The sequence below is a fragment of the Paenibacillus sp. J22FR83 genome, from assembly GCF_059691955.1.
The window spans coordinates 367,773-394,004 of record NZ_JCAUAM010000006.1 but is presented as its reverse complement, the minus strand read 5'-3'; the positions used below and the strand labels follow the sequence as shown (position 1 = coordinate 394,004).

Annotated in this window: 20 protein-coding genes; 16 read left to right on the top strand and 4 right to left on the bottom strand. The window is 47.1% G+C overall.

Annotated features, from left to right (window positions below; all coding sequences use genetic code 11):
- Positions 1 to 135: 135 nt before the first annotated feature.
- From clpP to AC58PV_RS13715, 3 genes are all read right to left on the bottom strand, one after another.
- Positions 136 to 717, bottom strand: a complete 582-nt coding sequence (gene clpP / locus AC58PV_RS13725; RefSeq protein WP_497432797.1) for an ATP-dependent Clp endopeptidase proteolytic subunit ClpP — start codon at positions 715 to 717, stop codon at positions 136 to 138.
- Positions 718 to 1,035: 318 nt separating this feature from the next.
- A complete protein-coding gene (locus tag AC58PV_RS13720; RefSeq protein ID WP_497432796.1) occupies positions 1,036 to 1,350 on the bottom strand; it encodes a hypothetical protein in 315 nt (104 codons plus the stop codon).
- 13 nt (positions 1,351 to 1,363) lie between these two features.
- Complete coding sequence (locus AC58PV_RS13715; RefSeq protein ID WP_497432795.1) at positions 1,364 to 1,957, bottom strand: ArsR/SmtB family transcription factor; 594 nt, start codon at positions 1,955 to 1,957, stop codon at positions 1,364 to 1,366.
- Positions 1,958 to 2,648: 691 nt separating this feature from the next.
- Between AC58PV_RS13715 and AC58PV_RS13710 the strand changes: the two genes are divergently transcribed.
- The 16 genes from AC58PV_RS13710 (at position 2,649) to AC58PV_RS13635 (ending at position 24,724) form a co-directional block, all read left to right on the top strand.
- Positions 2,649 to 4,835 (top strand): helix-turn-helix domain-containing protein, encoded by a 2,187-nt coding sequence (locus AC58PV_RS13710; protein ID WP_497432794.1) that lies wholly within the window; start codon positions 2,649 to 2,651, stop codon positions 4,833 to 4,835.
- The gene (locus AC58PV_RS13705) at positions 4,828 to 5,028 is read left to right on the top strand and encodes a hypothetical protein (protein ID WP_497432793.1); all 201 of its coding nucleotides are present in this window, start codon (positions 4,828 to 4,830) and stop codon (positions 5,026 to 5,028) included. The genes AC58PV_RS13710 and AC58PV_RS13705 overlap by 8 nt, the downstream gene beginning before the upstream one ends.
- 161 nt (positions 5,029 to 5,189) lie before the next feature.
- Positions 5,190 to 6,809, top strand: coding sequence for a DUF3502 domain-containing protein (locus AC58PV_RS13700; RefSeq protein ID WP_497432792.1), 1,620 nt, complete (start codon positions 5,190 to 5,192; stop codon positions 6,807 to 6,809).
- 28 nt (positions 6,810 to 6,837) lie between these two features.
- Positions 6,838 to 7,794, top strand: coding sequence for an ABC transporter permease (locus tag AC58PV_RS13695; RefSeq protein ID WP_497432791.1), 957 nt, complete (start codon positions 6,838 to 6,840; stop codon positions 7,792 to 7,794).
- Between the two features lie 13 nt (positions 7,795 to 7,807).
- Positions 7,808 to 8,686 (top strand): carbohydrate ABC transporter permease, encoded by an 879-nt coding sequence (locus AC58PV_RS13690; RefSeq protein WP_497432790.1) that lies wholly within the window; start codon positions 7,808 to 7,810, stop codon positions 8,684 to 8,686.
- A 44-nt stretch (positions 8,687 to 8,730) separates the two neighbouring features.
- Positions 8,731 to 11,811, top strand: coding sequence for an Ig-like domain-containing protein (locus AC58PV_RS13685; protein ID WP_497432789.1), 3,081 nt, complete (start codon positions 8,731 to 8,733; stop codon positions 11,809 to 11,811).
- A gap of 114 nt (positions 11,812 to 11,925) precedes the next feature.
- Positions 11,926 to 13,320: a family 4 glycosyl hydrolase gene (locus tag AC58PV_RS13680; protein ID WP_497432788.1), complete on the top strand. Its 1,395-nt coding sequence runs from the start codon at positions 11,926 to 11,928 to the stop codon at positions 13,318 to 13,320.
- A 55-nt stretch (positions 13,321 to 13,375) separates the two neighbouring features.
- A complete protein-coding gene (locus AC58PV_RS13675; RefSeq protein WP_497432787.1) occupies positions 13,376 to 14,590 on the top strand; it encodes an amylo-alpha-1,6-glucosidase in 1,215 nt (404 codons plus the stop codon).
- Positions 14,590 to 16,701 (top strand): beta-galactosidase, encoded by a 2,112-nt coding sequence (locus AC58PV_RS13670; RefSeq protein WP_497432786.1) that lies wholly within the window; start codon positions 14,590 to 14,592, stop codon positions 16,699 to 16,701. The genes AC58PV_RS13675 and AC58PV_RS13670 overlap by 1 nt, the downstream gene beginning before the upstream one ends.
- An 8-nt stretch (positions 16,702 to 16,709) precedes the next feature.
- On the top strand, positions 16,710 to 19,814 hold the full coding sequence (locus tag AC58PV_RS13665; RefSeq protein WP_497432785.1) for an FAD-dependent oxidoreductase: 3,105 nt from the start codon (positions 16,710 to 16,712) through the stop codon (positions 19,812 to 19,814).
- A gap of 32 nt (positions 19,815 to 19,846) precedes the next feature.
- Positions 19,847 to 20,518 (top strand): Gfo/Idh/MocA family protein, encoded by a 672-nt coding sequence (locus tag AC58PV_RS13660; RefSeq protein WP_497432784.1) that lies wholly within the window; start codon positions 19,847 to 19,849, stop codon positions 20,516 to 20,518.
- A complete protein-coding gene (locus AC58PV_RS13655; protein ID WP_497432783.1) occupies positions 20,440 to 20,730 on the top strand; it encodes a hypothetical protein in 291 nt (96 codons plus the stop codon). The genes AC58PV_RS13660 and AC58PV_RS13655 overlap by 79 nt, the downstream gene beginning before the upstream one ends.
- Positions 20,731 to 21,054: 324 nt before the next feature.
- A complete protein-coding gene (locus tag AC58PV_RS13650) occupies positions 21,055 to 21,894 on the top strand; it encodes a copper amine oxidase N-terminal domain-containing protein (RefSeq protein WP_497432782.1) in 840 nt (279 codons plus the stop codon).
- 332 nt (positions 21,895 to 22,226) lie between these two features.
- Positions 22,227 to 23,507 carry an ArsB/NhaD family transporter gene (locus AC58PV_RS13645; RefSeq protein ID WP_497432781.1) on the top strand — a complete coding sequence of 427 codons (1,281 nt, stop codon included), beginning with the start codon at positions 22,227 to 22,229 and terminating at the stop codon, positions 23,505 to 23,507.
- A 17-nt stretch (positions 23,508 to 23,524) separates the two neighbouring features.
- Positions 23,525 to 23,815 (top strand): hypothetical protein, encoded by a 291-nt coding sequence (locus AC58PV_RS13640; RefSeq protein WP_497432780.1) that lies wholly within the window; start codon positions 23,525 to 23,527, stop codon positions 23,813 to 23,815.
- 744 nt (positions 23,816 to 24,559) lie between these two features.
- Entirely contained in the window at positions 24,560 to 24,724 is a 165-nt protein-coding gene (locus AC58PV_RS13635; protein WP_497432779.1) for a hypothetical protein, read from the top strand.
- Between the two features lie 406 nt (positions 24,725 to 25,130).
- Here the strand turns inward: AC58PV_RS13635 and AC58PV_RS13630 are convergent, their stop codons facing one another.
- Positions 25,131 to 26,162, bottom strand: a complete 1,032-nt coding sequence (locus AC58PV_RS13630) for an alpha/beta hydrolase (RefSeq protein WP_497432778.1) — start codon at positions 26,160 to 26,162, stop codon at positions 25,131 to 25,133.
- Positions 26,163 to 26,232 lie beyond the last annotated feature (70 nt).

Sequence of the window (26,232 nt, the reverse complement as noted above, 5' to 3'; positions counted from 1 at the left end):
TTTACTTTCACGTTATTTGGAACTTTGTTAACCATTCGGAACCGCCGTATGCGGACCCGCATGTACGGTGGTGTGAGAGGTCAGGGGCTAGCCGCTCCTATCTACTCGATTTTCTATTGAAGAGAAGATAATCTATTAGATTCGCTCAATCACCTTATCAATCAAGCCATATGCGCGCGCGTCCTCAGCTTCTAGGAAGTAATCGCGGTCTGTGTCCCGCTCGATTTTCTCGATCGGTTGTTTGGTTGTTTCCGAGAGAATACGATTAAGGATGCTGCGTGTTTTGAGAATATGCTGGGCACGAATGTGAATATCACTCGCTTGCCCCTGCGTACCGCCCCAAGGCTGGTGAATCATAACTTCCGCATTCGGAAGGGCGAATCTTTTGCCTGGAGCTCCAGCTGTAAGAAGAATAGCCCCCATGGAGGCGGCCATGCCTACGCAGATCGTGGATACGTCAGGTTTAATGAAGTTCATCGTGTCATAAATCGCGAGTCCAGCAGAAGTTGATCCACCTGGTGAATTGATGTAGAGCGAAATATCTTTCTCAGGATCCTCCGCGGAAAGGAACAAAAGTTGAGCAATAATCGCATTCGCAACTTGATCATTCACCTCTGTACCCAGGAACACGATGCGATCTTTCAGCAATCTGGAGTAAATATCATACGAGCGCTCCCCGCGCGCAGTTTGTTCGACAACCATAGGAATGAAGCTCATTGAAATCATCCTTTCTGTGATGGGTTTATTTGAATGACGACGTGACTGTAAAATAACTGGATTTCATGCAGCTAATCTAAGCGAAATGGCGTGATTTTGCAAAATAACTGGATTTCCTCCCGTTAATTAGGGACGATTTCTCCAAACGGGAGATTTTAAGCAAAAATAGATGTAGAAAATCCAGTTAAACTCCCCATAAGCTAGTTATCCTCGGAAATAGATGTAGAAAATCCACTTAATCTCCTAAAGCCAATTAGCTGCTGGGGATACAAATATTTTACAATGTTAAGGATTAATGGAATTAAATGGTTTATCTCGTTATGCAGCTTTGCATTGAGGCGTATGGGTATGCACTGTAATCTTCTGGCCAAAACCAGATGATACCATAATGAGCCGAACAGATTCTTCATTGTGAAAAGAATGGAACTCCCGCACAGTAACGGTGGCTTCGGAATCTATAGTTGTGGAGTCTTGTCGGCGATAAGTGTCCAGGTCAACGACATTGCTGTTGGAACAATTCTTTGAGCTGCGTTCTCGTTGCTGTTCCCATGCGATGACGGGTGAAATTGATGAAGGAGCGGATTCCTGCTGTAGCAAACTGGATTGTTCCTCATGTTTTTCCTCATGACTCATAGTAAACGCCTCCTCATTCTTTCGGTTTAGGATAAATAGCTAGTAAAACATGGTAGGCATCTTCAGTCTGATCTTGAACACCGGAGTACCGTTCTACTAACTGCTGGACCATCGCCGCATATTCCTCGACGAACGCTTGTCGCTGCTGCTCCGTGCATAGCTGAACTTGAAGTTGCAGTGTTGCACTTGGAATCACTTCACCAATGTCCGATTGTTCCATAAGCAACATGGCATCTCGGCGTATTCGCTCAGAGGTCGTTACGAGATGTGCGAGTGAGCTTTGATCCTTCAGTTTTTGTAAGGTTTCGGGCTTCATGCTCAGTGATTCGGCAAGCACAAAGGTTTTGGCAATGGATCGGTACAGCACCTCGACCAGATTACGCACTTGGCGTGTGCCTACACGCTGTACTAAACCTGCCTTTTCCAGCGCCTTAAGATGATAGTTGATGCGCTGAGCAGTTTCGCCCAAGGTTCGCGCAACTTCCGCTGCGGATCCAGGTTCTAAGAGCTGAGCGATAATTTCTCCGCGGAGTGGATTAAGCAGCACCGTCGCCTGCTCAGGCGACTCAATGTAATAGCTGTCTTGGATCTCATTTTCTTGTGGCATGGAGTGGATAGCCTCCGTGTACAAAGTATGTGTTACGTAAAAATATTTTATTACGTGGAGGAAGGAAAGTCAATGGGCGGGGTTGCATCCACTTGTCGGGTGACAAATAAGTTTTGAAGTAGACAATAAAGTTTTGAAGTAACAAACAAGTTTTGAAGTATAGATAAAATGTTCCGTTTAGTAGCGAGATTGTACAGTAAGAAATGTCCTTATTAGTCAGCAGTTGCGTTCACTCTATTGGGTGAGCGCATATTTTATTTAGTAGTAGTTGAATTGGTTAGGCGCCCCCTCTATCCAATTATTATTATTTAGGAGCTCTTCTATTCTCTCTTCACAGCCACCGCCGCAAATACGCCATCTAAATAAATCCTTATTTGGGAATTATAATAAAATATTCACCTTTTGAATAATAAAGAAATTATGCTGATGTTGGAAATATGTTTATAGGGTAATCATTGAGATTTTATGTGAACTGAATATAAAGACTTTATAAAGACTCTGCGCCTTCTTTCATGCATATGACGGCTTCTTCTATGCTACAATGAACATAGGTACGGCACTTCTGGTTGAAAGGATTAAAGCGATGAGAATAATGGAGCGAAAAAAATCCGTAAAAAATAAATTTTTAATTTCATATCTTATAATTTTAATTCTACCATTGTTACTTCTCGGAACTTGGGGTTACTGGTGGATGAGTACAGTCATCAAGGAGCAAACCGAAAAATTTTACATCAGCACGTTGAAACAGGTTATCGATTCGATGGATAACAGCTTTCAGGGCATGAATGCGATGACCCAAACGTTATCGGAATCACCTTGGGTGCAGCGAATTGCGGCGATGGAAGGTAGCAACATCGATTATAGTCGTGTCACGCAAGAGCAATTGGCCGACTATGCCACCTACTTACAAAACTATCAATCAATTAATACGATGATTGAACGGATCGCGATTATTTTTAATACGAAAAAGCAGGTGCTGACCTCAAAGGGTTTGGACTCCTTCGATTGGTTTTTCACGAAAGATTATGCGTATGCGAACATGACTGTGGCTGAATGGGAGAAGTCTGTTTCGCAATATACTAGCGGTCAATTTTTAAGTGCTCGGCGTTTGAGCAGTTACGAACGGATAGATAATGTGGTAAGTTACGTCAAAACGATTCCGACATTGTTGGATCAAACTCCGAGAGCAACCATTTTGGTCGGCATCAAAGAAAGCCGTATTAAAGATCAGCTTAATAATACGTTCCAGCTGCCAGGTTCTTCGATTTACATTATGAACGGGCCTGATTCTTTCCTTACTGGCCAGAACATGCAGGAAAGCATTCAGAGAAAATTGCAATACAAGACAGATAAGAAAGTCGTTGTGGAGCAGCTCACGATGGACGATGGAAGCGCTTCCTACGCATTTTACGCTCCATCCAAGTTTAATGATTGGTATTACATTACAGTTGTGCCTAAAGCCGTCGTGCTGGATAAAGTGAATTATTTTAAATATGCAACGTGGATTTTAATTGCATTGATTCTCGTTACCGGCATCATAGCCTCCTACTTCATGGCGTTTAACAATTATCGTCCGATCCGAAGGTTAATTGACAACGTTCAGGGAGAGCTAAGTAGCGGTCAAAGAAAAGATGGTGAAGGTACTGTCAAATCCTACTATGAGTACGATGTCATTAAGTCGACGTTCGATCAAATGAAGCTGACTCGCCAAGAGTTGGAGAGCAAAGTGAACGATTATTTGCCGATGGCGGTCTATTCTTTGTTTATCAAGCTGCTTTATAACACGTTAAGCTCTGACCAAATCGAGTACACGATACGAATGATGCACATTGGAAACCGGAACAATAACTGGACAGTAGCTGTTATTTATTTGCCGAACGCTCAGGCGGATACGACGAACCTGCGGCAAAAAATTTCACAATGGACAGCTGCAGAAGGGGAAGAACTCTACATTATCGAGTTGGAAAACGGCCGGTTTGCTGTTGTCGTGAATACCGACAATGGTGACGAGATGAGGAACGCTTTAAAGGAAATTAAGAAAAAAGTGTTCGCGAATGAATCTCGAGCTGAAATTGTTACAGGAATCGGGAGTCCGTACAGCGGGCTTGAAGGAATAAGCGCTTCTTACAGGGAGGCTGTAATCGTTATTAACCACACACTGGTCACGTCGGACAATTCGGAAGCCGTGCTTTCATTTAACGACATTTCCAGCAATAACGAGCTCCGCTATTGGTTCCCGGCTGAAAAGCAACAAGAACTCCAGCATCGACTTCGCATGGGCGACTTTGATAAAGTCGAACCCATTCTCGACCAATTGCTCCGAGCTAATTTTGAACATCCATCTTTCGGTGCCTTGCCAGCCCAATGTCTATTATATGATCTCATCTCGACAGCTTTAAAGGTGCCGGAGAGTCAAGGAATGGGGAAGATGGTACTGAATGACGAAGGACAATTCCCAGCGATAAGTACAGTCAACGAAATCAAAGCCTACGTCTATCAGCTGTACAAAGAGATCTGTACGATGTTCAAAGAGAAAAGAAAGTTTGAAGCGGCTAAGGCGCATCACGATATTCTTGATTATGTAGATCTTCAATATTGCTTCAGTGAATTTTCGCTAAATGCGTTGGCCGAGCATTTTGGCATGTCCGCATCCCAGATGAGCAAGTTATTCAAGGAGTTGACCGGCATGACCTTTGTCGATTATCTTACGAAGAAAAGAATTACTACCGCCAAATCATTCATGGCAGCAAACGAGCTTACGCTGGAGGAGCTCGGCAAAAAAGTAGGGTATGAGAATACGCTGACGTTCCGAAGAGCATTTAAAAAAGTAGAAGGTGTAAATCCGAGCGAATTCAGAGACATGTCGGGCGATGCATAGTAGCTTGCTTGCCTTGCGTTTGCAAAGCCCCCGCATTAACCAACTGCCTGTAAAGATCGCCTTGCGACCTCTACAGGCTTTAATTTTATCCGTATTGAAAAAAATGAACGCTTCTGAAAAAAGTGAACCTTGCCTGCCAGCAAAAAACGATGGCTTGCATTCGAATTTGATTGCAGCTCTTTTTCAAAAATGATCCTAAACACAAATAATGATCGTTGTGATTAGTCGAAAGAAACTTTAAGTTAGATTATGCAAGCGCTATCTTAAATGGATTTCAGGTAGCAAACGCAAGAAGGCCCTAACGTCCTTTAATTTGGGAGAGGGAAGCTAGTCATTCAAGGGAGGGTAAAAGTAATGGTTAAAAAATCGTCACTAAGTTTGCTTAGCAGCTGTGTCGTACTGAGTATCGTTATGTCCGGGTGTAGCAGCGACAACAAAGAGAAGAAGGTAGTGACATCGACACAATCTTCAACAGGCGCGTCGGAATGGAAGCTGCCTCTAACGGATTCGGGAGAGACGCTTCGTATCGCGACACTGGATAATGAGGTGCCAGATTTATCGTTTACTACGGGCAATTATCCAGTATTGCAGCAGATCGAGCAGCGTACGGGTGTAAAATTGAAATGGGAAGTCAACAAAACGGACTATGACACGGTGATGAGAACACGTATTGCTGCGGCATCCAACTTGCCAGATATTATCATGCTGCCTAAGGATGCGGATCCTCTCCAATTAAGTGAGAACAAAGTCATTTTGAAGTTGAATGATTTAATTGACCAGTACGCCCCTCATTTGAAAAAGTTTCTAAACGACAATCCGGACGTTCGCAAAGCGTTGACAGCGCCTGATGGTTCGATTACCTATCTGCCGGGAAGCGTAGACTTCTACGCCAATGATTACAATGTGCTTGGGCTGGCGTACCGTCAGGACTGGGTCCAGAAACTGGGTCTCTCCGAACCGAAGACGATCGATGATTGGCATACTGTGCTGAAAGCATTTAAGGAAAAGGACCCTAACGGTAACGGTAAAGACGACGAGGTACCGTTCGTTGCAGGGGGCATAGATGCGATCGGGTACTTCACTCAAGCTTATGGCATGGCACCTCGAAGCCAATGGTTCTCCGTAGATGCCAAAGGGAAAGTCGAATACTCGTGGACATCTCCGAAGGCAAAGCAATTTTTAACTGAAATGAATAAGTGGTGGAAGGAAGGTTTGATCGATCAAGGCATGATGACCGCCCACTATGACAAGGCGAAAGCGTATGTAGTCAGCAATATCGGGGGAGCGACAAGTGGATGGGCAAACCGCAACGATGAGAACAACAAGTCGATGCAAGGCAGCTATCCCGGCGCCAACTGGGTGTTGGCGATGCCGCCAAAAGGCCCGGAAGGCGATCAGGCCTATGAAGTCGATTATCCAGTGAAAGACAACAAATTCTCAATCACAAAGGAAGCTAAAAATCCGAAGTTGGCGATTGAGTGGCTGGATTACATCTTTGCAAGCGATGAAGGCAAGCAGCTCTTCAATTTTGGAGTCGAAGGCACGAACTACTCGCTCGTGAACGGCAAGCCTGTGTTGAACGCAACGATTCTCAAAAACGAAAAGTATCCCAACCCATCCGTTGCTTTGGCGGCATTAGGTGCATCGCGACTTCCGAAGATAGTCATGAAGGAAGCGAAAGATCAATTCCAAGCAGCACTGTCTACATCGGATTCTATCAAACTGGTGCAAAATACGAAGCCGTTTTATAAGTTTGTGTTCCCGCCAGTCATAAGCACGTCAGCTGAGTCGAATGCGATTACCTCAAAAATGGCGGATATCATGACGTATAGCAATGAAATGCAAGTGAAATTCATCATGGGGGCGGAACCGCTTTCGAATTACGATAAGTTTGTGGATAAACTGAAAGCTATGGGAATCGATGACGTTGTGAAAATTAAGCAGCAGCAATACGATCGTTGGAAGCAAAATTAATTACATGCGGCCTTGGAAGGAGCGCTTTATGAAAATGGATGCGATTACAGGCGCGCAAGCCAAACATGGCCAGAAGAAAACAGCAAACTGGGTGACGCACTTCTCGAAAAACAAATATCTGTATGCTTTGCTGCTCCCAGGAACGATATATTTGCTGATTTTTGATTATATCCCGTTGGCCGGTTTAGTTCTGGCATTTAAGGACTTCTCCCCAGGAGATTCATTCTTCGGCGGTGAATGGGTCGGTTTGAAATGGTTTAATGAGTTTTTTAATTCTATTTATTTTTTCCGTTTACTTAAAAATACGATCCTCCTGCACCTTTACGACCTGTTGTGGGGGTTCCCGATTCCAATTGTTTTTGCTTTGCTCTTGCATGAGCTTAGGCGGCAGTATTTCAAGCGGTTCGTGCAGACGGTCAGTTACTTTCCGCATTTTATATCGACAGTGATTATCGCGGGATTGATTGTCAATTTCCTGTCGCCTACGGATGGCATTATTACACGCCTCATCCATGCGTTGACGGGAAGTGAGACGAATCTGCTGGGAGATCAGGGCTGGTTCCGTACCATTTATGTCATATCGAATGTTTGGGCCAGCTTCGGTTGGAACTCTATCATTTATTTGGCCGCTTTGACGGCGGTCGACGTTCACCTTTACGAAGCGGCCGATATGGAAGGCGCAGGACGTTGGAAGAAGATGACCAGCATTACGCTGCCTTCTATTATGCCGACGATCGTGACGCTGCTAATTTTGAACATGGGGAAGCTGCTCAGCGTCGGTTATGAGAAAATCATTCTGCTTTATAATCCGGGGACATATGAGACGGCGGATGTCATCTCTACATATGTGTATCGGCGCGGTCTGCTCGGAGCCGATTACAGCTTCGGTGTAGCCGTTGGTTTGTTCAACTCGGTCGCAAGTTTCCTGATTTTAATCCTCATCAACTATATCAGTAAACGAGTCAATAATGTATCACTGTGGTAAAGGAGCATCACGTATGTCACGAAATGCAAGCCGAATTGGATGGGTGGAAGGCGTCATTATCCTGGTATTGTGTATCCTGGCGCTTGTGACGGCGTATCCATTTATTTATGTCGCCAGCATGTCGCTCAGCGATCCAAAGGCCGTCATCGAGTTGAAGGTATGGTTATGGCCGAAAGGTTTTTCGCTCGAGGCGTACGGTTTAATCTTTGAAAATTCTCGTATCTGGGTGAGTTATTATAACACAATTTGGTATACGGTCGTCGGCACGGCACTGAATATCTTTTTGACGCTAACTTTCGCTTACCCGCTATCGAGAAAAGACTTTTCCACCCGTGGCATTTTTATGATTTTGCTGGCCGTTACGATGTTTTTTAACGGCGGGCTAATTACAAACTTTCTGTTGATTCAAAAGTTAGGGCTCTACAACACCCGCTGGGCGATCGTGCTTCCCGGCGCAATGGGTGCGATGAACGTGATCATGGCGCGCGTCTTTTTCCAAACGTCCATCCCGGATAGTCTAACGGAGGCCGCCAAAATCGATGGGGCTACCGACATTAAAATATTGATGCGAATCGTGGTTCCGTTGTCGCTGCCCATTATTAGTGTTGTAGCGATTTTCTCATCAGTCGGCTATTGGAACAACTACTTCAATGCCATGATTTATCTGATTGATAAAAATCTTCAGCCTTTACAAATCTACCTGATGGAAGTGCTCATTCAGAACAACGTCGATATCACTTCGGAATACAGCAGTTTCTCACAGCGGGAAGAACTGGCTACCCAATTGAAATACTGCATTATTATGGTATCGATTATTCCCATTATGTGCTTCTATCCAATCCTTCAAAAGTACTTCGTTAAAGGCGCGATGATCGGCGCGCTTAAAGAGTAAATGCTTAACATGGCTGTCCATCTATCGTCACGGGAGGTATTCCTTTGAAGATTAGCGTTGTCTGGAAAAGAATCTGTACGATCTTCTTCATCTTGTCTCTTCTGTTGCCAGTTCTTCCAATAATACCATCGGCTTCTGCAGCTGTACCGCTCTGGAGCGACGGATTTGAAAATGGGTTTAGTGAATGGACGACCGTGTATGGCACCCCGAGTGTAAGTACAGTGCAAAGGCATGAAGGCAGCAACAGCTATATCCTTAATGAGGAACGCGACGAAATTAAGAAAACCTGGACGTCCGCGTGGACGAATAAAGTCCTTTCCGTATGGTTCTACGACAATGCGGCGGATAACAGCATGCAAGCGGAAACGGTTGTACAAGAAAAAGCTTATCTCGGCGTTCGGACGCAGACCAGTACGTTGAACTACGCCTACAAGCTTGGCGGCAACGCATGGGCGGAATCGTCCGTGCCTAGAAAGACGGGTTGGCATCAGTTTGTATGGGATATGCGTTCAGGTACTTCGTGCGTACTGTATATCGATGGCATTCAGGTAGCGTCGACTTCGCTGGTGACGAGCTTCACTGTGCTTCGCATCGGAGACGACACCAACGATGGCAGATCGGGCACTGTATACATTGACGATATTTCGATTCTTGATGAGCTGCCATTGACGGTGTCTCTGAACAAGACTGAAGGGACGGTCATAGAAGGGGGCACGGACACGCTCGTCGCAACGGTTGCTCCAAGTACAGCGAGTCAGTCCGTGATGTGGTCGACGAGCGATAGCAGCGTCGCGACAGTCAGCGGTGGCGTCATCTCTGGCGTATCACCGGGGACTGCGACGATAACAGCGACCAGCAGTGTCGACTCTTCTTATTTTGCGTCCTACACAGTAACGGTAGAAGCACTTCATCCACCCGTAGGCGGTGTTCATCTGAACAAGGGAACAACCTCCATCATAAAAGGTTCCACGGACTCGTTGACGGCAACGGCGACGCCAGACCGTGCGGATCAGGATGTCGTTTGGTCGACGAGCGATAGCAGTGTCGCCACTGTTGCAAATGGCGTCGTAACCGCGGTTGATGTCGGCATCGCAACGATCACAGCGACGAGTGTTTCAAATTCCGTTTACACGGCTTCCACTTTCGTTGCCGTTACCTCCCCGTTGCCCAGCACTAGCGACGTACTGCTTCAATATCCGGTGCCTGGTTTCGTGCAGCCGGCTGACAACTACACAGTCAAGGTGAACGGTCAGCCCGTCATTGTGCAGAAGACGATCGAGGGCGGTTATGCGCACTTCGCCTTCTCAGGCACGGCCGATATTACGGTGACGGTAGCGGACGCTTCGGATTTTGACGACGACTGGACGCTCAGCCCGGAGAGCTACGAAATCGCGACGACGCAAAGCGGTCGTGATATCAGCTTCTCGATCGATCGTCCGATGCAGTTGTTGCTGCAAAAAGATAAATCGTATCACTACGATGCTCCATACGCTGACGTAGCGTCCGCTAAGGCGGCAAGCGATGCGGATGTAAGCGACCGAATTCGAGATAAGTTGTATCTAATCGCGGATCCGTTGGAGGATGGGGATACACCGCAGCTTGGGGACGCAGACGTGGTGAACGTGCTTGACTATGGCATCGACAATACGGGGGTTGTGTCTGTCAGTGATGCAGTCTATTCTGCCCTGTCTTTGGCGACGGCTGATAGCAAAATACTCTATTTCCCTCCTGGTGTATATAACTGGAGAAAGACGGTTTACGTCCCTGACCATGCGAAAATTTATTTGGCTGGTGGTGCTTATCTGTTCCTGGACACAGATGCGCTTCCGATCGTGGATGGGAAAATTCAATTCACGGGATTTTTTGCGGTAGGCGGGAAAAGCGATGTCAAGATCTACGGCCGAGGCACGCTATTCGGCAATAATCATGCGCGTCCAGATGGCCTCTATTTCAGAACGGCCGCCATCAACGGTATCAACGAGTCGAAAGCTGAGGCGTTGTCCGATAACGTAACCATCGAAGGAATTACGATCACGGAGTTCTCGGGTCTTCCGGCCTCCATTCGAGGAAGCGATACGACAATTCGAAATGTTAAAGCAATTTTGGCCGCAAGAACGCACTTTGATCCTGTTGGTAATGGCCGTGATCGAACAGAGGGCTACAATTTCCAGGGGGGTTCATCCAATGTGTTGGTCGAGAACAGCCTTATCGTTGGAGAAGATGATGGGATCAACTTCTCGAATTCTATCGGCAGGGAGCTGCCGAACGACGGGTTGACGGTCCGCAATACCATCATCATTAATGGGTCGACGGGTAGTCCGATCAAGGTGATTGACCCATATGGAGGTTATATCCGCAATATCGCTTTCGATAGTGTCGATGTCCCGTATGCGGATCGGGCTGTGTCGATCTATTCGTGGCCTTCAAAGAACGCTGGCGATATCTATGACGTATATTTTAAAGGGTATCGGGTCGAGGAGATCAGCTATAAAACGGGGAATGAATTTTTTGGAATCAAGGATTCAGCCCAGTCGGCCACTCCTCCAATTGTAGTCGGGCCTCTGCATGATATGTACTTTCAGAATACAGAAGTGGCACGAATTTCTGATTATCCGACACCGCAGAAGCTGTGGTTATACGGTTATAACAATGACGCCAAGACCGAAGACATTCATTTCTACAATCTCAAAATCAACGGCCAGACGGTAACGGAAACGAACAAATTTACGACGGGTAAGGTCAACACCTCGATGCCTTATACGGCAAATATTACGTTCGAGGAGAATGATCCGAACGTTGTCTCGATTGAAGCGACCGACCCGTATGCCGGCAGCACTCTCTTAGATACTGGAGAATTCACAGTAAGCCGGACTGGCAGCACGACTGCAGCGCTCACGCTGCATTACCGGATCTGGGGCTCTGCTATTAACGGTACAGACTACACGACAATTACCGATTCCATTACGATACCGGCAGGACAGAGCTCCGCTGCAATCTCGATTAATCCGCTCCTACTTGGCAGTGGAGAGGCGAAGTCCGTGTATCTCAGCTTGCTCGGCAGCGGCTATAACCATGCGTATACGCTCGCTCCGAAATCGGAAGCCGTCGTGACGTTGGCACCATAAGCAGATCATGACATCCGGCAAGGGGCGCTGTGAGCGACTCTTGCTGGATTCAGCCTGCCCGATTTAGTGCGTACATACACGGCAACCAAATGTAAATAAGGGGGACATAGGAAGATGCATATGCAAAATGAACACGTATCTGAGCTTAAAATCGCTTATATCGGTGGAGGTTCTCGAAACTGGGCTAGGAAGCTAATGTGCGATCTGGCTCTTGAGCCGCAATTATCCGGCGTCGTCTCGTTATACGACATAGATGGGGGAGCGGCTGGGCATAATGCGCAGATTGGCAATACAATTACGGCCACCAACGAGGCAGTAGGCAAATGGCGTTACGAAGCGGCTGCGACCATGGAAGAGGCGCTGACCGGTGCTGATTTTGTCATCTTGTCCATCCTGCCAGGCACATTTAAGGAGATGGCGGTGGACGTACACGCGCCCGAAAAGTACGGCATCTATCAATCCGTAGGCGATACGGTTGGGCCGGGCGGTATCCTAAGAGCTCTGCGAACCATTCCTCTCTACGTGAACTTTGCACGTCAGATTGAACGTTATTGCCCGACAGCCTGGGTTATCAATTACACAAATCCGATGACGCTCTGTACACGTACGCTTTACGAGATTTTTCCTGGCATTAAAGCATTCGGGTGCTGCCACGAGGTGTTCAGTACGCAAGAGGAACTATCCGCGATCCTTGAGATATTTGGAGGTGTCAGCGGAGTCGAACGGTACGAGATTGAAACGAATGTCAAAGGCATTAATCATTTTACCTGGATTGATCAAGCTTCTTATCGAGGCATTGATCTGTTTGAGCTCTATCGCGAAGCGGCGCAAAAATTCGATGCAGAAGGCTACAGGGCGAGCAAAGAAGGGCGGGCAACACGGCACTATGGCGACTGGCGCTGGCCCAAACCGCTGCACTTCGAGCTATTTGGCAGGTATGGCCTGATTCCAGCAGCCGGAGCTAGACATATGGTCGAGTTTATGCCCCACGACTGGTATATGAACCAAACGGATCCCGTCTCCTTAAAAAACAAGTGGGGTTTTGAGCTCACTACTGTTCGCAGCCGAATTGAATACCAGGATAAACAAATAGAAGAGACAGAACGCATTATTGCAGGCACTGACAGGGTTGAATTGAAGCCTTCAAAAGAAGAAGGTGTGCGCATTATCAAAGGATTGCTCGGTCTAGAGACATTCGTAACGAATATCAACTTCCCGAACCGGGGACAGTTGCCCGATATACCCGAGGGGGCAATCGTCGAAAGTAACGCACTGATCCAGGCAGGCCGCATCACACCGGTCCATGCGGGCGAGCTACCGCTCGATTTGCTTAATTGGGTAGTGCGTCATGTCTATAACCAAGAGCTTGTTCTAAAGGCGGGTATCAGTCAGGACTATGCGCTCGGGTACAAAGCATTCGTGAACGACCCGCTTGTCGCGATGGATTTGAAGAGCAGCAAGGCGCTTTATGAAGAGATGCTGGAGGGTACCGGTCTGTTTCGGTTGTGAACTTCTGAATGAGGTTTATGTTTAGATGACACCGAAGACAAGGAGAGTGATCTGGATGTGGAATATAGATGAAGTCAAATGGGAACAGATTGTCGCCAGGCTTCGCGAAGATCTCACCAACGCGCTAACACTTGGCGTGCATAACGTCGACGGACGCCGATGCCTGACAGGTTATAGCTACAGCGAGCTATTTGATTGGGATCTTTACTTTGAAAATATCGTTTTATCCTATTTTGGAATTTATGAATTCGGTAAATCCGGCGTCGCCTTTTTTTTGGATCGGCAGCAGGAGAACGGCTTCATTTCCAGAACGGCTGGCGTCGTATGGCCTAAGAGTGGACAACATTTTAAACCGTTTCTCGCGCAAACGGCATTGTTGTACGTCAAGCAATCGGACGATGCCGATTGGTTGAAAGCCGGCTATTTTGAAAAGCTGGAAATGTATCTGGCCTATTGGCTCAGCAACGAATACGACGCGAATCGAAACGGATTGCCCGTGTGGAACAGCGCGGATCATAGCGGTATGGACAACCAGGACGAGCGGGCGGGGGCAATCGACGCCTATGTTTGTGAAGGCGTTGATCTGGCGGTTTTTCTCGTTCGAGAGTATGACGCAATGAGCCAGCTTGCTTCAAAGCTGGGCTACATTGTCGAACAGAAGGCATACCAGGCTAAAGCGCAGGCATTGAAAACTAGGATTCAAACGGACTTTTGGCATGAAGAAGACGGATTTTTCTACGACATCAATGTCAGAACGGGGCAGCACATCCGATGTAAGACGGTTGCCGGCTTTACCCCTTTATGGATCGGAGCGGCTTCCGCAGATCAGGCGACAAGGCTGGTAACAGAGCACTTGACGAATAAGGAGCGGTTCTGGCTGGCCTATCCTGTTGCGTCGATGGCGAAGGACGAACCGGGATACCGGCAAGATAAGTACGATGATGAGACGTGCTGCAACTGGAAAGGGACGGTTTGGGTACCTTCAAATTATTACATTTTCCACGGGCTACTGAACTATGGGTTCGACGGAATCGCAAGGGAGCTTGCCGACAAAACGATGGAGCTCCTCTTGAAGAATGAGCGAACTCGCGAATATTTCAACGCGGAAACAGGTGAGGGAATGGGTTTGGATCCATTTTGGGGCTGGAGCGTTCTGGGGTATGTAATGCCGATGGAATATGAGAAGGCGTACGATCCTTCCGATCCAGCCACTGAAATCATCGTCCCCTATTTTAAAGACATATTAGAGCCAAGGAGGCAACGCAGCTAGTGAAATCTTTTATACATGGCAATACCTATTATAGTCACGCGCATCCGCCTGAAGAGTTAGAACGTAACTTTGTCAAAATGAGAGAAATGGGAATTAACGCTGTCCGAGTGGCTGAAATTTGGCCGGGATGGTCGGTCATCGAGCGGAATCAGGGAACGTACGAGTACGGTCTACTTGACGATTTCGTAGAAAAAGCGGTCAGAAACGGGATACAGGTCTGCATGGGCATCGGTATTAACGATACGCCATTCTGGTTGTTTGACAAGTATGACGACCTGCGTTGTGTGAGTTGGGAGGGAAAAAAGGCGGCGAGGCGAATCCACTCTGCATGTGTAGATCATCCAATGTACCGACAGCATATGCAGGCGTTTATTGAAAATATTACGAATCGATATGCAGGCTATGAGGGCATTTTCTCCTGGCAGCTTGGTAACGAGATTCGATGCGGTCATGCCTACTGTGACTGCGGCTCCACGCGGGTTCGATTCCGCCAGTGGCTGAATCAGAAGTATAAGGGCGATTTGGCAGTCTTGAATCAGGAATGGGGAGTCGAATATTCCGCTTGGGAAGAGATCTTTCCATACAAATCGTCTGAAGGAGCGCCAACGGAGGGGATTATTGGTCATTATTTAAATACGATGGCTTTTACGAATTGGTCATTGGAGGAGCTGTTGTCGTGGGGGGTTGCCATTATGCGGCCCACAACGGATCTTCCAATCTTTCACAATCACTTTCAGCAAGTAGGCAGCGGGAATTATTGGAAGTTGACTGAACCGTGCGATGCTTCTGTCATGGACATCTACGCTGTGACTTACGACGAACCCGGCATTTATAACGGTTATTTGCTCGATATCGCTGGCAGCATTGCGAGGCAGACGGGGAAACCGCTGTGGATTGGCGAGACGACGGCGGCGCAGTATGGTACCTTTCAACGGATTCCGGTCGATCAGCGTTTGATTGAGAACTGTGTCATGGAACAGCTAGGTGCAGGAGCGAAGGCGATTTTCTATTTCAGGCACAAGTCGCCGATCTGGGAGCAGCCGCATAAATTTACGGGTTCACAAGCCTTCCTCCGCATTGACGAATCGGAAACGGCGTATGCGCAGACGCCTCGCAATGTAGAGCGTTTCCTGCAATTGCACGAGGAGATTATTCTAAAAAGCAGCCCGGTGGATGCGGAAATAGGCCTCTATTATCCGGAAGAGTCGCTTCTGCTTGGCAGCGAAGCGGGCTTCCGAGAGGATGCCTTGAACAGCGCTTTTGGCTCTAGGGCAATTTGGGCGGGGGCACAGCTTGCGGTGGAGTTGCTAGACACCGACACCCTGATCGGAACCGATCTATCGCGGTTCAAGATCATTCATCTCCCGCTCGCTTATTTGCTTCCTTCCAAAGTAGGTGAGGCGTTACGGAACTATGTTCGGGAAGGCGGCACCCTCATTAGCGAAGGCAGACTCGGCTATGTCAATGAATTCGGGCAGCTGTACGATGTGCAGCCAGGAGCGGGATTGGATGAAGTGTTCGGGGCGCGGGAGGACTTATTTTATAATACGTCGCCGTTTTTGGCCGATTATGAGTTGGAAGGAATGGAAGGCAGGGCAGAGTTTCACACCGTCAAGCAGACATTCAGATTGCAAGGCGGTCAGCCGTTTATGAAGAGTGAGGATGGCGAAGTGTGCGGCGTGCGTCATACGTATGGCAAAGGAACGGCCTATTTGCTCGGCGTAGCGCCTAGCTTGCACTTTAAAATCGGCAGCGGCAAGTATGACCGTGCCTCGGAAGCTCGCGCTCACACGACGGCTGCTCAGCGTGAAGCGGTATGCCGATTATTCAAGCATATCGCACAGCTGCATCATATGGAGCCGCCGATCACGATGACGGGCGGGCATCCGAACCTGACCGTTCGCTATTTGCAAGAAGGGAAGTCAAAGCTTGCCTTCTTTGTGAATTATAGCAAAAAGGAGAAAACGGTCATATCACTCAAACACCCTGCTATGCGGTGCTTCCAACTCGATCATGAGGGTCAACACGCGCTGCGAGTCGGCGAAAATGGCCAAACCGTCCTAGAAATCGATGAGATGAGCTGGAAGGCAATTTTAATAGAAGGAGAGTGAGCGTACGAATGAGGACACATCACTATGATATCGTCGTCGTTGGAGCCGGCGTTGGCGGAATTTGTGCGGCTTTGGCTGCCGCCAGGCAACAATGCTCTGTTCTGCTAATTGAAAAGGACGAGGAGATCGGGGGGACGGGCGTTCACTCTCCCGTAGGTTTAGTCTGCCGGTTCTGGGACGCCAACGGCCGTCCTGTTGTAGAAGGTATCCACCGGCAATTATTTCCGGAAGCTTACTCGATTTTGGAGAATCAGAGCAGTCAGGTGCCCGTTTATGACGAGGCTGAGCTGAAGGAAACCTACATGCGGCTCCTTCGCCAAGAAGTGTCATTGGACATATGGTCCGGAACAGAGGTGACGCGGGTACACGTTAAGGACGGACGAATCGTCGCGCTGCAGACCGAAGGCGGATGGTGCGCAGAGGTAGCTGCCCAAGTATTTATTGATGGGACTGCTGATGGCAATCTTGCTGCGCTAGCCGGGGCTTCTTTTCAGATGGGGCGTACGGAGGACGGCAAAATGATGTCGGCTACACTGACATTTAAGCTGTCGGGTTTTGATAAGACGCAGCTTCGGAATTCGGATATTACCGATTGGCATGGCATCAGGCAGCTGCGGGAAGAGTTGACACCTTATTATCTCAAGCTGAAATTGAGTGGCGGAACTCGCAATACGAGGGATAAAGTATTATGCTTCCCATATCCTGGTGGGGAAGCATTGCTATTCAACTCAACTGCTTTGCTGAATGTGGATCCGACGCAGCCGGAGACAGTGAGGGAGGCGCTGGAAGCTGGCAAGCAGCAAATTGAAGAGCTCTTAAGCGCAATTCGTGTGCATCCAGCATTTGCTGAATCCCGAGTAGACTTCGTTTCCAGAAAACTCGGCGTTCGTGAGGGACGAAGGGTCGAGGGGGAGTATCGGCTAACGGGGGAGGACTGTCTCCGTGAGGCAAGATTTCCCGATATGATTGCAGCCGGTGCATATGACATTGATGTGCACGACCCCGAAGGGGGAAGTGCGAAACCGATGGGGATTCCGGGATTCGGATACTATCATATTCCGTACAGGAGCATCATCGCGAAGGGATTCCCCAATTTGCTGCTGGCTTCACGCTGTATCAGTGGCGATTTCGTGGCCCACTCCTCTTACCGTGTGATGTCCAACATCAGCGGTTTTGCGGAAGCGGCAGGCATTGCAGCGGCCTTAACAGTCCGAACGCAGCGGCGCGACGTGAGGGATGTACCAGCCTCCGAGATAAGATATATGCTGCGACAGCAGGGGCAATTTATCGAGGGGGAAACGGAGTCGCCCCTAATGAGTGCCGAATTCGCCGAACCGGAGGAGCAGAGGAATCGGGTGGCATTGGCCAATGTGTGGGGACAGGGCAGCTTGTTTGCGTTTTCGGGTCTTGATGGGGAAAATACACATCATGGCAGCCTAGTGGGCACCTTATGCGGGGATCGTCTCGGCGTCATTTTCCAGCGAGTGAAGAAACAGTTGTATGTGATACCACATCAGATCGGAAATATCGAGTACAAGATCGTAGCTTCGGATGTCATTCATGCCGTTCTGCACCGTAAGGGAGAAGCGCATAAGGAGGATCTTATGCTCGTGTTCTCCGCTCAGGATACAGTGATCGGTCAGACCGCGGCCTGGGCTGCTCCGATCGTCGATAGCATGGGTGAAGGGATACGCGTTGTAAAAGACTGCGAGTTGTACGGAGCGGAGGGAGAATACGCAGCGTTTTGTCGGGAGCAACGCGCCGGGCGGGTTTGCTTTGCATTCGCCTTTAGCGTACTTTCTGCGGAGGATGCTGTGGAAAAGGCGAGAAGCGCTGTGCAGATCGACGCTGAGCAGGCGCTGGCGGCAAAAATGGATTTGTATAATAACCTTCCCGTGCCTGCAAACCTCGATCTTCCTACGTCGAGAACGCTGAATAAATGTTACTCGGTCATGAAATCTCAAGTCTACACGCCCGAAGGTCGATTCAGCACACGCTGGACCACACCCGATCGTCTGCCGCATCGCAATTTGTGGCTCTGGGACTCGGTATTTCATGCACTCGGTAATAGGTTCATGAATAAGGCTCTCGCTTGGGAGACGATCGAAGCCGTATTCGCTACGCAACGGGGGGATGGTTTTATTCCCCATATGTCGACTCCGTTCACTTCGTCGGATGTGACACAGCCTCCTGTACTGGCCTGGGGAGTCTACCTGCTGTATGAAGGAGAAATGGATAAGAATCATGTAAGGGAAATCTATCCAAAGCTAAGCCGATATTTACGTTGGAATGTCGACAACAGGGATTCTAACAGAAACAACCTCTTCGAGTGGTATGTGGAGGCGAGCAGCGTTCATTGCCGCTGTGACGAGTGCGGCATGGACAATTCGCCTCGGTTCGATGCCGTGACACAGATGGATTGCATCGACTTCTCCTCCTTTATGGCGAACGAAGCTCGGCATATGAGCAAGCTTTGCGATATTCTGAAGCTTCCAGAGGACAAGGCTTACTGGGATCGGCTGTACGACAATGTCAAACTCGCCGTCAACACATGGCTGTGGGATGAGGAGGACGGGCTTTACTACGACCGCATCGTAGATGGCGGAGCTTTGATAAAAGTTAAAGCGGTATCGTCCTTTTTACCCTTGTTCGCTGGCATCTGCGATGCCGAGAAAGCCAAGAGGCTTGTGTGCCATTTGGAGGATGAAGCAACATTCGGCTCAGCGTTTTCAATACCGAGCATATCTGTCGACCAACCGAGCTTCGGAACCGACATGTGGCGTGGGCCCGTCTGGATTAATTATAACTATATGATTGCCAAGGGGCTCGCCGATTACGGATTCGATGAGGCGGCTGCAGCGCTTATCGACAAAACAATCGACGTTATTACGTTCTGGTATCTCCATGATGGTGTAATCTATGAATTTTATGATAGTACGAACCGCGTTTCCCCCAGCAAGCTGAATCGCAAAGGGAACGCCGTAGCCCCTTACCAAATGGAAGTTAAACTTCAAAATATAAGAGACTATGGGTGGACATCCGCTCTTTTTGTTTCTATGGTGATGGAAAAGTGGGGGGACATGCGCGCGAATTTGACATCGCTAGTCAAATAGTCCCGGTAAATAACGAGGAGGATAGAATTATTATGAGCACTAAGTATCGGATTGGCGTTGCTGGCGCTGGCGGTATTTTCAAAGAAGCGCATTTACCTGCCTGGATGGAGCATCCAGAGGTAGAAATTGTTGCCATTTTCGATGCTGACGAAGCACGTGCTCACGAGATGGCGGTTCAAGTGAGAGCTCCTCATGTATACACGAATTATAGGCAAATGTTGGTAGAAGCAAATCTTGATATTGTTGATATTTGTACACCGAACCTCTATCATTCTGAAATTGCGATTGCCGCTTTGGAAGCCGGTGTTCATGTCATTTGTGAAAAGCCGGACGCCGTGTCCCCAATTGAGGCGCAGAAAATGGCTGATGCCGCAGCACAAAGCGGAAAATTGTTAATGTCGATTCGGAATTATCGCTTCCATCCGAACGTGCAGTTTTTAAAGAAGTTTGCGCAAGAAGGCGGGCTTGGCGACATCTATACTGGTCGCTGCGGCTGGATTCGTCACAGGGGGATTCCCGGCAATGGCGGCTGGTTTACGACGAAGGGGTTGTCGGGAGGAGGTCCGCTCATCGATTTGGGAGTTCATTTTATTGATGTTGCGTTGTGGGTGATGGGAATGTATGGATGCTGGCTAGTAGCGCCGACAATGGTTCGGACAGCTTCCAGCTGTCGGTCGATAATGGCACTGCCGTGGATGCTGTGATCACGTACAATAACGGTTTTGTCTGGCGCAAGGCATATACGGGTCTATCCTTGTCCACCGGGCAGCACTCGCTTAAAGTCATTGACAGAGAAGATGGGGCGATGTTGGACAAAATCATGCTGACCACAAATACGAGTCATGCCGTGCCAGCAGGTAATGGAGAAACCGCATTGTATTCTAAGCACCCGCAGATTGTGGCGCCGGGGTTTTAAGAGTCAATCCCCTGAGGGGCCAGGAGACTATTATCGAAACCAATAAGGCTGAAGAGGTAGGGGGGCGCGGGCGTCCTCCTTTTTCTCCCTCCGGAAACACTGTTAGTAACCTGCTCTCCAACCATGGTTGTAAGAAGTACTTCAAAACTTATTTGTCTCCCAACAACATCAAACAACTATTGGAAGACATTAAAGTTTTGAAGTAGACAATAAAGTCTTGAAGTGCGAAATACAATTTGAAGTAGTAACAGAGTAAGATACCCTCACAAAAATAGACTAAGAATCCGAATATATAAGCGTAGACAACTTAGGAGGCGTAAAAAGATGAGAAAAAGATGGATGGTTATCGCGTCATGTGTACTGGCAACGAGCCTTATGGCAGGATCGGCATTTGCAAAATCCGAAACAAGCAATGGTAATGAGGGCAAGTCGGATAATGTGAAAGTTAACGTTGATCTCAAGGTGAATGCTAAATTGGATGTGACTGTTACATCCGATACTTATGGCAATCAAGGTCATAATGGATACAAGGGGCTGCTCAACGCGATCAACAATGTGAAGGACAAGCCTGCAGGGGCTGTTATTGCCGAGCTTCTTTTGACAAAATACGAGACTCAGCTTACTGCTGAAATGAAAGCTGAGCTTGAGGCCATCAAAGAGAAGGACGCAGCCTTAACCGCGTTAGCTGATCTATTAGATAGAACCGGGAGCGTAACCGACGCGGTTTACGTTCAAAAGGAAGCTATTATTGCAAACGTTACAAATCTTGATTCTTACAAAAAACTTGGTAAATTGTACGATAAACTAGGGAAAAAAGGTTTAAAATTATACGTGAACGGTGAAGAGCCAACCTTCGAGGTAGCTCCATTTATCCGCGAAGGCAACACTTTAGTTCCATTCCGCGCTATCTCTGAGGCGTTGAAAGCAACGGTTACCTGGAATGAAGAAGAGCGTTCAGTGACTGTTACACGTGATGGTATCACAGTGAAACTCTTTATTGATAGTAAGACAGCAACTGTCAATGGGAATGAAGTTACTCTCGAAGTTCCAGCAGCGATTGAAAACGGCAGCACGGTTGTGCCGGTTCGTTTTGTAAGCGAAGCCTTAAAAGCAGCTGTTAAATGGGAGTCAGAGACCCAGTCTGTCGTTATTTACGAAGATTAATCCAGTATCAATTTCTAGAAGAAATTACTGAAGAAACTGGCCTTCAATTGACATAAACCAAAAAGCAGTATAAATTTAAGTAACCACGGTATACAACCGTTTGCTAATTCATATTTATAAACTAACTATATATTATTGCGTTTCGGAGGAGCCTGTCACCAAGGGCTCCTTTTGTTCGTTTTTCGACATAAGGAGTCCTTGATAGGGCTCTTTCTTTATGCAAAAACAAAGGAGGCACAGTTGTAAATATGAAAAATTCATGTGATTTACCCTCTAAGTATCTTGGCATTTAGGGAATAGTACTAACAAATAACGAAAATTCAGGAGGGATTATGGAACAGCAAGCAATCTTGGCAATTGGAATCTTTCTTCTTACGTATGGTATGATCATCGCCGAAAAAATTCATCGCACTATCGTTGCTATGATCGGTGGTGTCCTAATGGTCGTTCTTGGTGTTGTTAATCAAGAGTCCGCTTTACATCACATTGACTTCAATACACTAGGATTATTAATTGGTATGATGATCATTGTAAGTATTACAGCCGAAACTGGGTTATTTAAATATATTGCGCTATTGGCTGCAAAGAAAGCTAAAGGGGATCCTGTGCGCATCCTAGTTTCACTCGTTCTAATTACCGCAATTGGTTCTGCTTTTCTCGATAACGTGACAACCGTGCTTCTCATGGTACCTGTTACCTTTAGCATCACGCGGCAATTGCGCGTTAATCCCATACCATTTTTAATTACACAAATTCTTGCATCGAATATCGGTGGTACTGCAACTTTAATAGGTGACCCACCTAACATTATGATTGGAAGTGCTGTTAAGGAATTGACCTTTATGGCCTTCATCAATAATCTTGCGCCTATAGTCGTGGTCATTATGGCTGTCGCAATTCCGATCTTCGTTCTCATATTCCGAAATCACATACAGACGACACCGGAGTTAAAGCAGAGTATTATGCAAATTGACGAAAAAGAGGTGATTACAGATCGCAAATTACTAGCAAAAAGCATTTCAATTTTAGGACTTACGATAATTGGCTTCTTTCTCCACCAACTGCTGCATCTTGAATCTGCGACCGTAGCCTTAGCAGGGGCATTCCTGTTACTACTGCTAACTGGCGAACACTCCATGGAAGAAGCATTTACAAAAGTTGAATGGACCACGATCTTCTTCTTTGTTGGATTGTTTGTTTTAGTCTCTGGTCTAGTGGAAACAGGAATTATCTCCAAGTTAGCTGCCGGGGCTATTGAACTGACGGGAGGGAATCCTGTTGCTACGTCGATGTTAATCTTATGGCTCAGTGCTATTGCCTCTGCTTTCCTAGACAACATCCCTTTTGTCGCAACGATGATTCCTATGATTCAAGAAATGGGTAATATGGGGGTAGATAATTTAGAACCACTCTGGTGGAGTCTTGCACTAGGTGCATGTCTTGGAGGGAATGGTACGTTAATTGGCGCAAGTGCTAATTTAATTGTTGCAGGCATGTCTGCAAAAGAAGGGCACCCGATTAAATTTGTGACGTTTATGAAATATGGTTTTCCACTTATGCTGATTTCTGTTGTATTGGCAAACATTTATCTTTATTTCCGATTTTTATTGTGATTGAGGAGGAATGAACCATGAAACTATTTTATGATTGGAATCCAAATGTTATAGACATTAAAGAGGCAGAGGTTTTGAACGATATTGAGTTCTCCATCAAGATCCTCTCCCCAACGCACTTTGAAGATATGAGAATCATCCAGAAAATCTTTGAATCGAACGATGTCATTACAGATGTTTTAGTGTATACCTATACAAATCACGAATATCTTGTCATCGTCCGCAAAGATTATTACGGAGATTTTATTCTTCAACTTATGAAATACCGCCTATTGACGAAAGTCGAATGGAAAAAGGAACTTCCTTAATAGGAAGTTCCTTTGACGGATTACTATTGAATTACTCGCCCAGTCATCGAATGTATTGTTACGGGGACGGTGCGTCTCTCTTTCTCATAAGTGAGTACATGAACAAGAGGAACGCCATCTCTGTTTGGCAAATAGCAAGAAACCTCATTTATTGGTTTGCTTGTCTTAAGAGAAGCATCGTGTACTAAGGCTATCCTTTTCGCATCATCGACAGATACAGCGGGATACATAGGCATACTTAAACGTTTCTCTTCTAAGCCTGCATGAATGGTACCGTTGATACGCTTAACGACCCCTGATCTATCTAACTCTACAACTAATCGATCCCCGCACACAGGGTTCCTGAAGAGTTGTCTTTGTAAGACAACCTTTGTAAAAGTAGCGCCTTTATCGATTGTACTGATTTTCAAATCACTCTCTACATGTTTCAAACCATACAGTGGTTTGATCTTCTCGAGGTATCTGTATGCAATCCATCCAGGCGAATGTGCTGAAGGCTTGGTTAAATTGCCAGTAAGTAATTCTGGTGTTCGAGTGACTGTATGCCACTTTATTTGTAATGTATTATCACTTTCGGAGCGAATACTCTCTAGAATTCTCTGTGACCGTTTAGAGATCTCTTTCTCCTCTGTAATTGGGAAAAGGCTAGACAACGATAACGACATAAGTAAAACTAGATTCCAAGTAGTAAATAAGCAATCACCCCTCATTTACAGTTTTAATCGATTTAGGTGGTTTTATTCAATGAGTAGTGAAAACTTATTTTTAAGCCAAGCCTTATTAATTATCCCTGTACTTATGAAGATTTTAGTGGTGTATTTGCAGTTCGTAAGGAAGCTGGAGAAATTATTAAAATTATGTCGATCCACGAATAAATGGTTCTTCCGATTAGGAAAACCGATCTACTAATAACTAACACGCGACAAAAACCGCAAAATTTCGTTACGCTAAAGCAGAACGTTAGTTGAACAAAGTACACATAAATATTCGGCCAGCCAGCCGACTTGGCTGATTTACCCTTCTACTGCCTTGGATAGAATGGATCTGGTTACCCGATCTACGCCATTCCATTCGTCAGCTCTCGCACTGTCCGGTGCCAGTCGGGTATTTCCTTGTAATTCATCACCCAGGTGAACCTCACGGCTTGGTGATGCCCATCGACCTCATATAGGTAAAATAGTGTAGTACAACGGTAAATATCGACAACGAACGCGAGGCTCTCCTTCAACTACGGATTGATAGGATTAATCGGTCGATCTCCACCGGGGAGCCCCTCGCGCTAGCTATGCTAGAGAGAAGGACATGCGTTCCGTTCTTAAACCAAGCCGGATTGGGAGAGATTTGTACGAAAATACTCCGCGAGCTTCGAAACCGCAGTCGTTACGTACTCGTCTTTGTCGTAAGTATCGACATGGGTGGCGCCATCTATCCAGAACAGTTCCTTCGGCTCTTTTGCGTTCGCAATGGCTTCGGTCGTCATCCACGACGTGACCGCTTGATTTCCGGCGATCATGAGGAGCGGACGAGGAGAGATCTGGTCAATGAACCGAAATGCTTCAAAATAGGCGATTCGGTCAATACTGTTCCATGTAAAGAACTTAGCCGAGCGTGGGTGCTGCGCGCGGTCGGTACAGTAGTATTCCCATCCCTCGAAGGCGTGCAAATCACCTATTGCGCGAGCTTGGTCTTCGGTCTCAGGGAAGATCGGAAACACACCGATTCCTTCTCCGCGAGCTTCTGAAGTACGAGCCTGTGCCGCAGCATCGAGCATGCTCCTGAAAACGGCAGGGTCCTGTTTGCCGTCACTTCCGTTACGGAATTGAAGATGGATGTCGGCCGCGCTAACAGTGGCAACGGCCTTAATGCGGTAATCGGTAACCGTAGCCGGAATAACGTAACCGCCAGAGGCGCAGATGCCAAGCGCGCCGATGCGTTCCGGGTCGACTTCGTTTCGTGTGCAAAGGAACGAGATAGCGGCTTTGAAGTCCTCCACTCTATGGGCGGGATCCTCCATTCCCCTTGGCTCACCTCCGCTTTCTCCCTGATAGGCTGCATCAAAGGTAAGTGTGATGAGGCCTTGCTCGGCAAGCCGTTTCGCGTAGAGTCCAGCGCTCTGCTCCTTTACAGCGGTCCCGGGATGGCCGACGACGATCGCAGGGCGCGGGCCGCCAACCTCTCCTTTTGGAGTATATAGATGACCGGCGATCTTCACTCCAGCACTCTCGAAGGTGACGTCCATTTTCATATAATTTTGCATATTTAATTCCTCCATTTTTTTATTTCTGATCTTTTCAAACATAATAATTAACAATAGTTCATTAATATACATTGATACATTTGTGAACATGTATATAATTATATCCAGGTACAGAAGAACCACAATTGTTAGATCAGCGCAATTTGTTAATTAGTGAACA

Coding starts and splice junctions, on each gene's coding strand:
- clpP (WP_497432797.1), bottom strand. CDS start 717: ATGAGCTTCATTCCTATGGTTGTCGAACAAACTGCGCGCGGGGAGCGC.
- AC58PV_RS13720 (WP_497432796.1), bottom strand. CDS start 1,350: ATGAGTCATGAGGAAAAACATGAGGAACAATCCAGTTTGCTACAGCAG.
- AC58PV_RS13715 (WP_497432795.1), bottom strand. CDS start 1,957: ATGCCACAAGAAAATGAGATCCAAGACAGCTATTACATTGAGTCGCCT.
- AC58PV_RS13710 (WP_497432794.1), top strand. CDS start 2,649: ATGAGTACAGTCATCAAGGAGCAAACCGAAAAATTTTACATCAGCACG.
- AC58PV_RS13705 (WP_497432793.1), top strand. CDS start 4,828: ATGCATAGTAGCTTGCTTGCCTTGCGTTTGCAAAGCCCCCGCATTAAC.
- AC58PV_RS13700 (WP_497432792.1), top strand. CDS start 5,190: ATGGTTAAAAAATCGTCACTAAGTTTGCTTAGCAGCTGTGTCGTACTG.
- AC58PV_RS13695 (WP_497432791.1), top strand. CDS start 6,838: ATGAAAATGGATGCGATTACAGGCGCGCAAGCCAAACATGGCCAGAAG.
- AC58PV_RS13690 (WP_497432790.1), top strand. CDS start 7,808: ATGTCACGAAATGCAAGCCGAATTGGATGGGTGGAAGGCGTCATTATC.
- AC58PV_RS13680 (WP_497432788.1), top strand. CDS start 11,926: ATGCATATGCAAAATGAACACGTATCTGAGCTTAAAATCGCTTATATC.
- AC58PV_RS13675 (WP_497432787.1), top strand. CDS start 13,376: ATGTGGAATATAGATGAAGTCAAATGGGAACAGATTGTCGCCAGGCTT.
- AC58PV_RS13665 (WP_497432785.1), top strand. CDS start 16,710: ATGAGGACACATCACTATGATATCGTCGTCGTTGGAGCCGGCGTTGGC.
- AC58PV_RS13660 (WP_497432784.1), top strand. CDS start 19,847: ATGAGCACTAAGTATCGGATTGGCGTTGCTGGCGCTGGCGGTATTTTC.
- AC58PV_RS13655 (WP_497432783.1), top strand. CDS start 20,440: ATGCTGGCTAGTAGCGCCGACAATGGTTCGGACAGCTTCCAGCTGTCG.
- AC58PV_RS13650 (WP_497432782.1), top strand. CDS start 21,055: ATGAGAAAAAGATGGATGGTTATCGCGTCATGTGTACTGGCAACGAGC.
- AC58PV_RS13645 (WP_497432781.1), top strand. CDS start 22,227: ATGGAACAGCAAGCAATCTTGGCAATTGGAATCTTTCTTCTTACGTAT.
- AC58PV_RS13640 (WP_497432780.1), top strand. CDS start 23,525: ATGAAACTATTTTATGATTGGAATCCAAATGTTATAGACATTAAAGAG.
- AC58PV_RS13635 (WP_497432779.1), top strand. CDS start 24,560: ATGAGTAGTGAAAACTTATTTTTAAGCCAAGCCTTATTAATTATCCCT.
- AC58PV_RS13630 (WP_497432778.1), bottom strand. CDS start 26,162: ATGTTCACAAATGTATCAATGTATATTAATGAACTATTGTTAATTATT.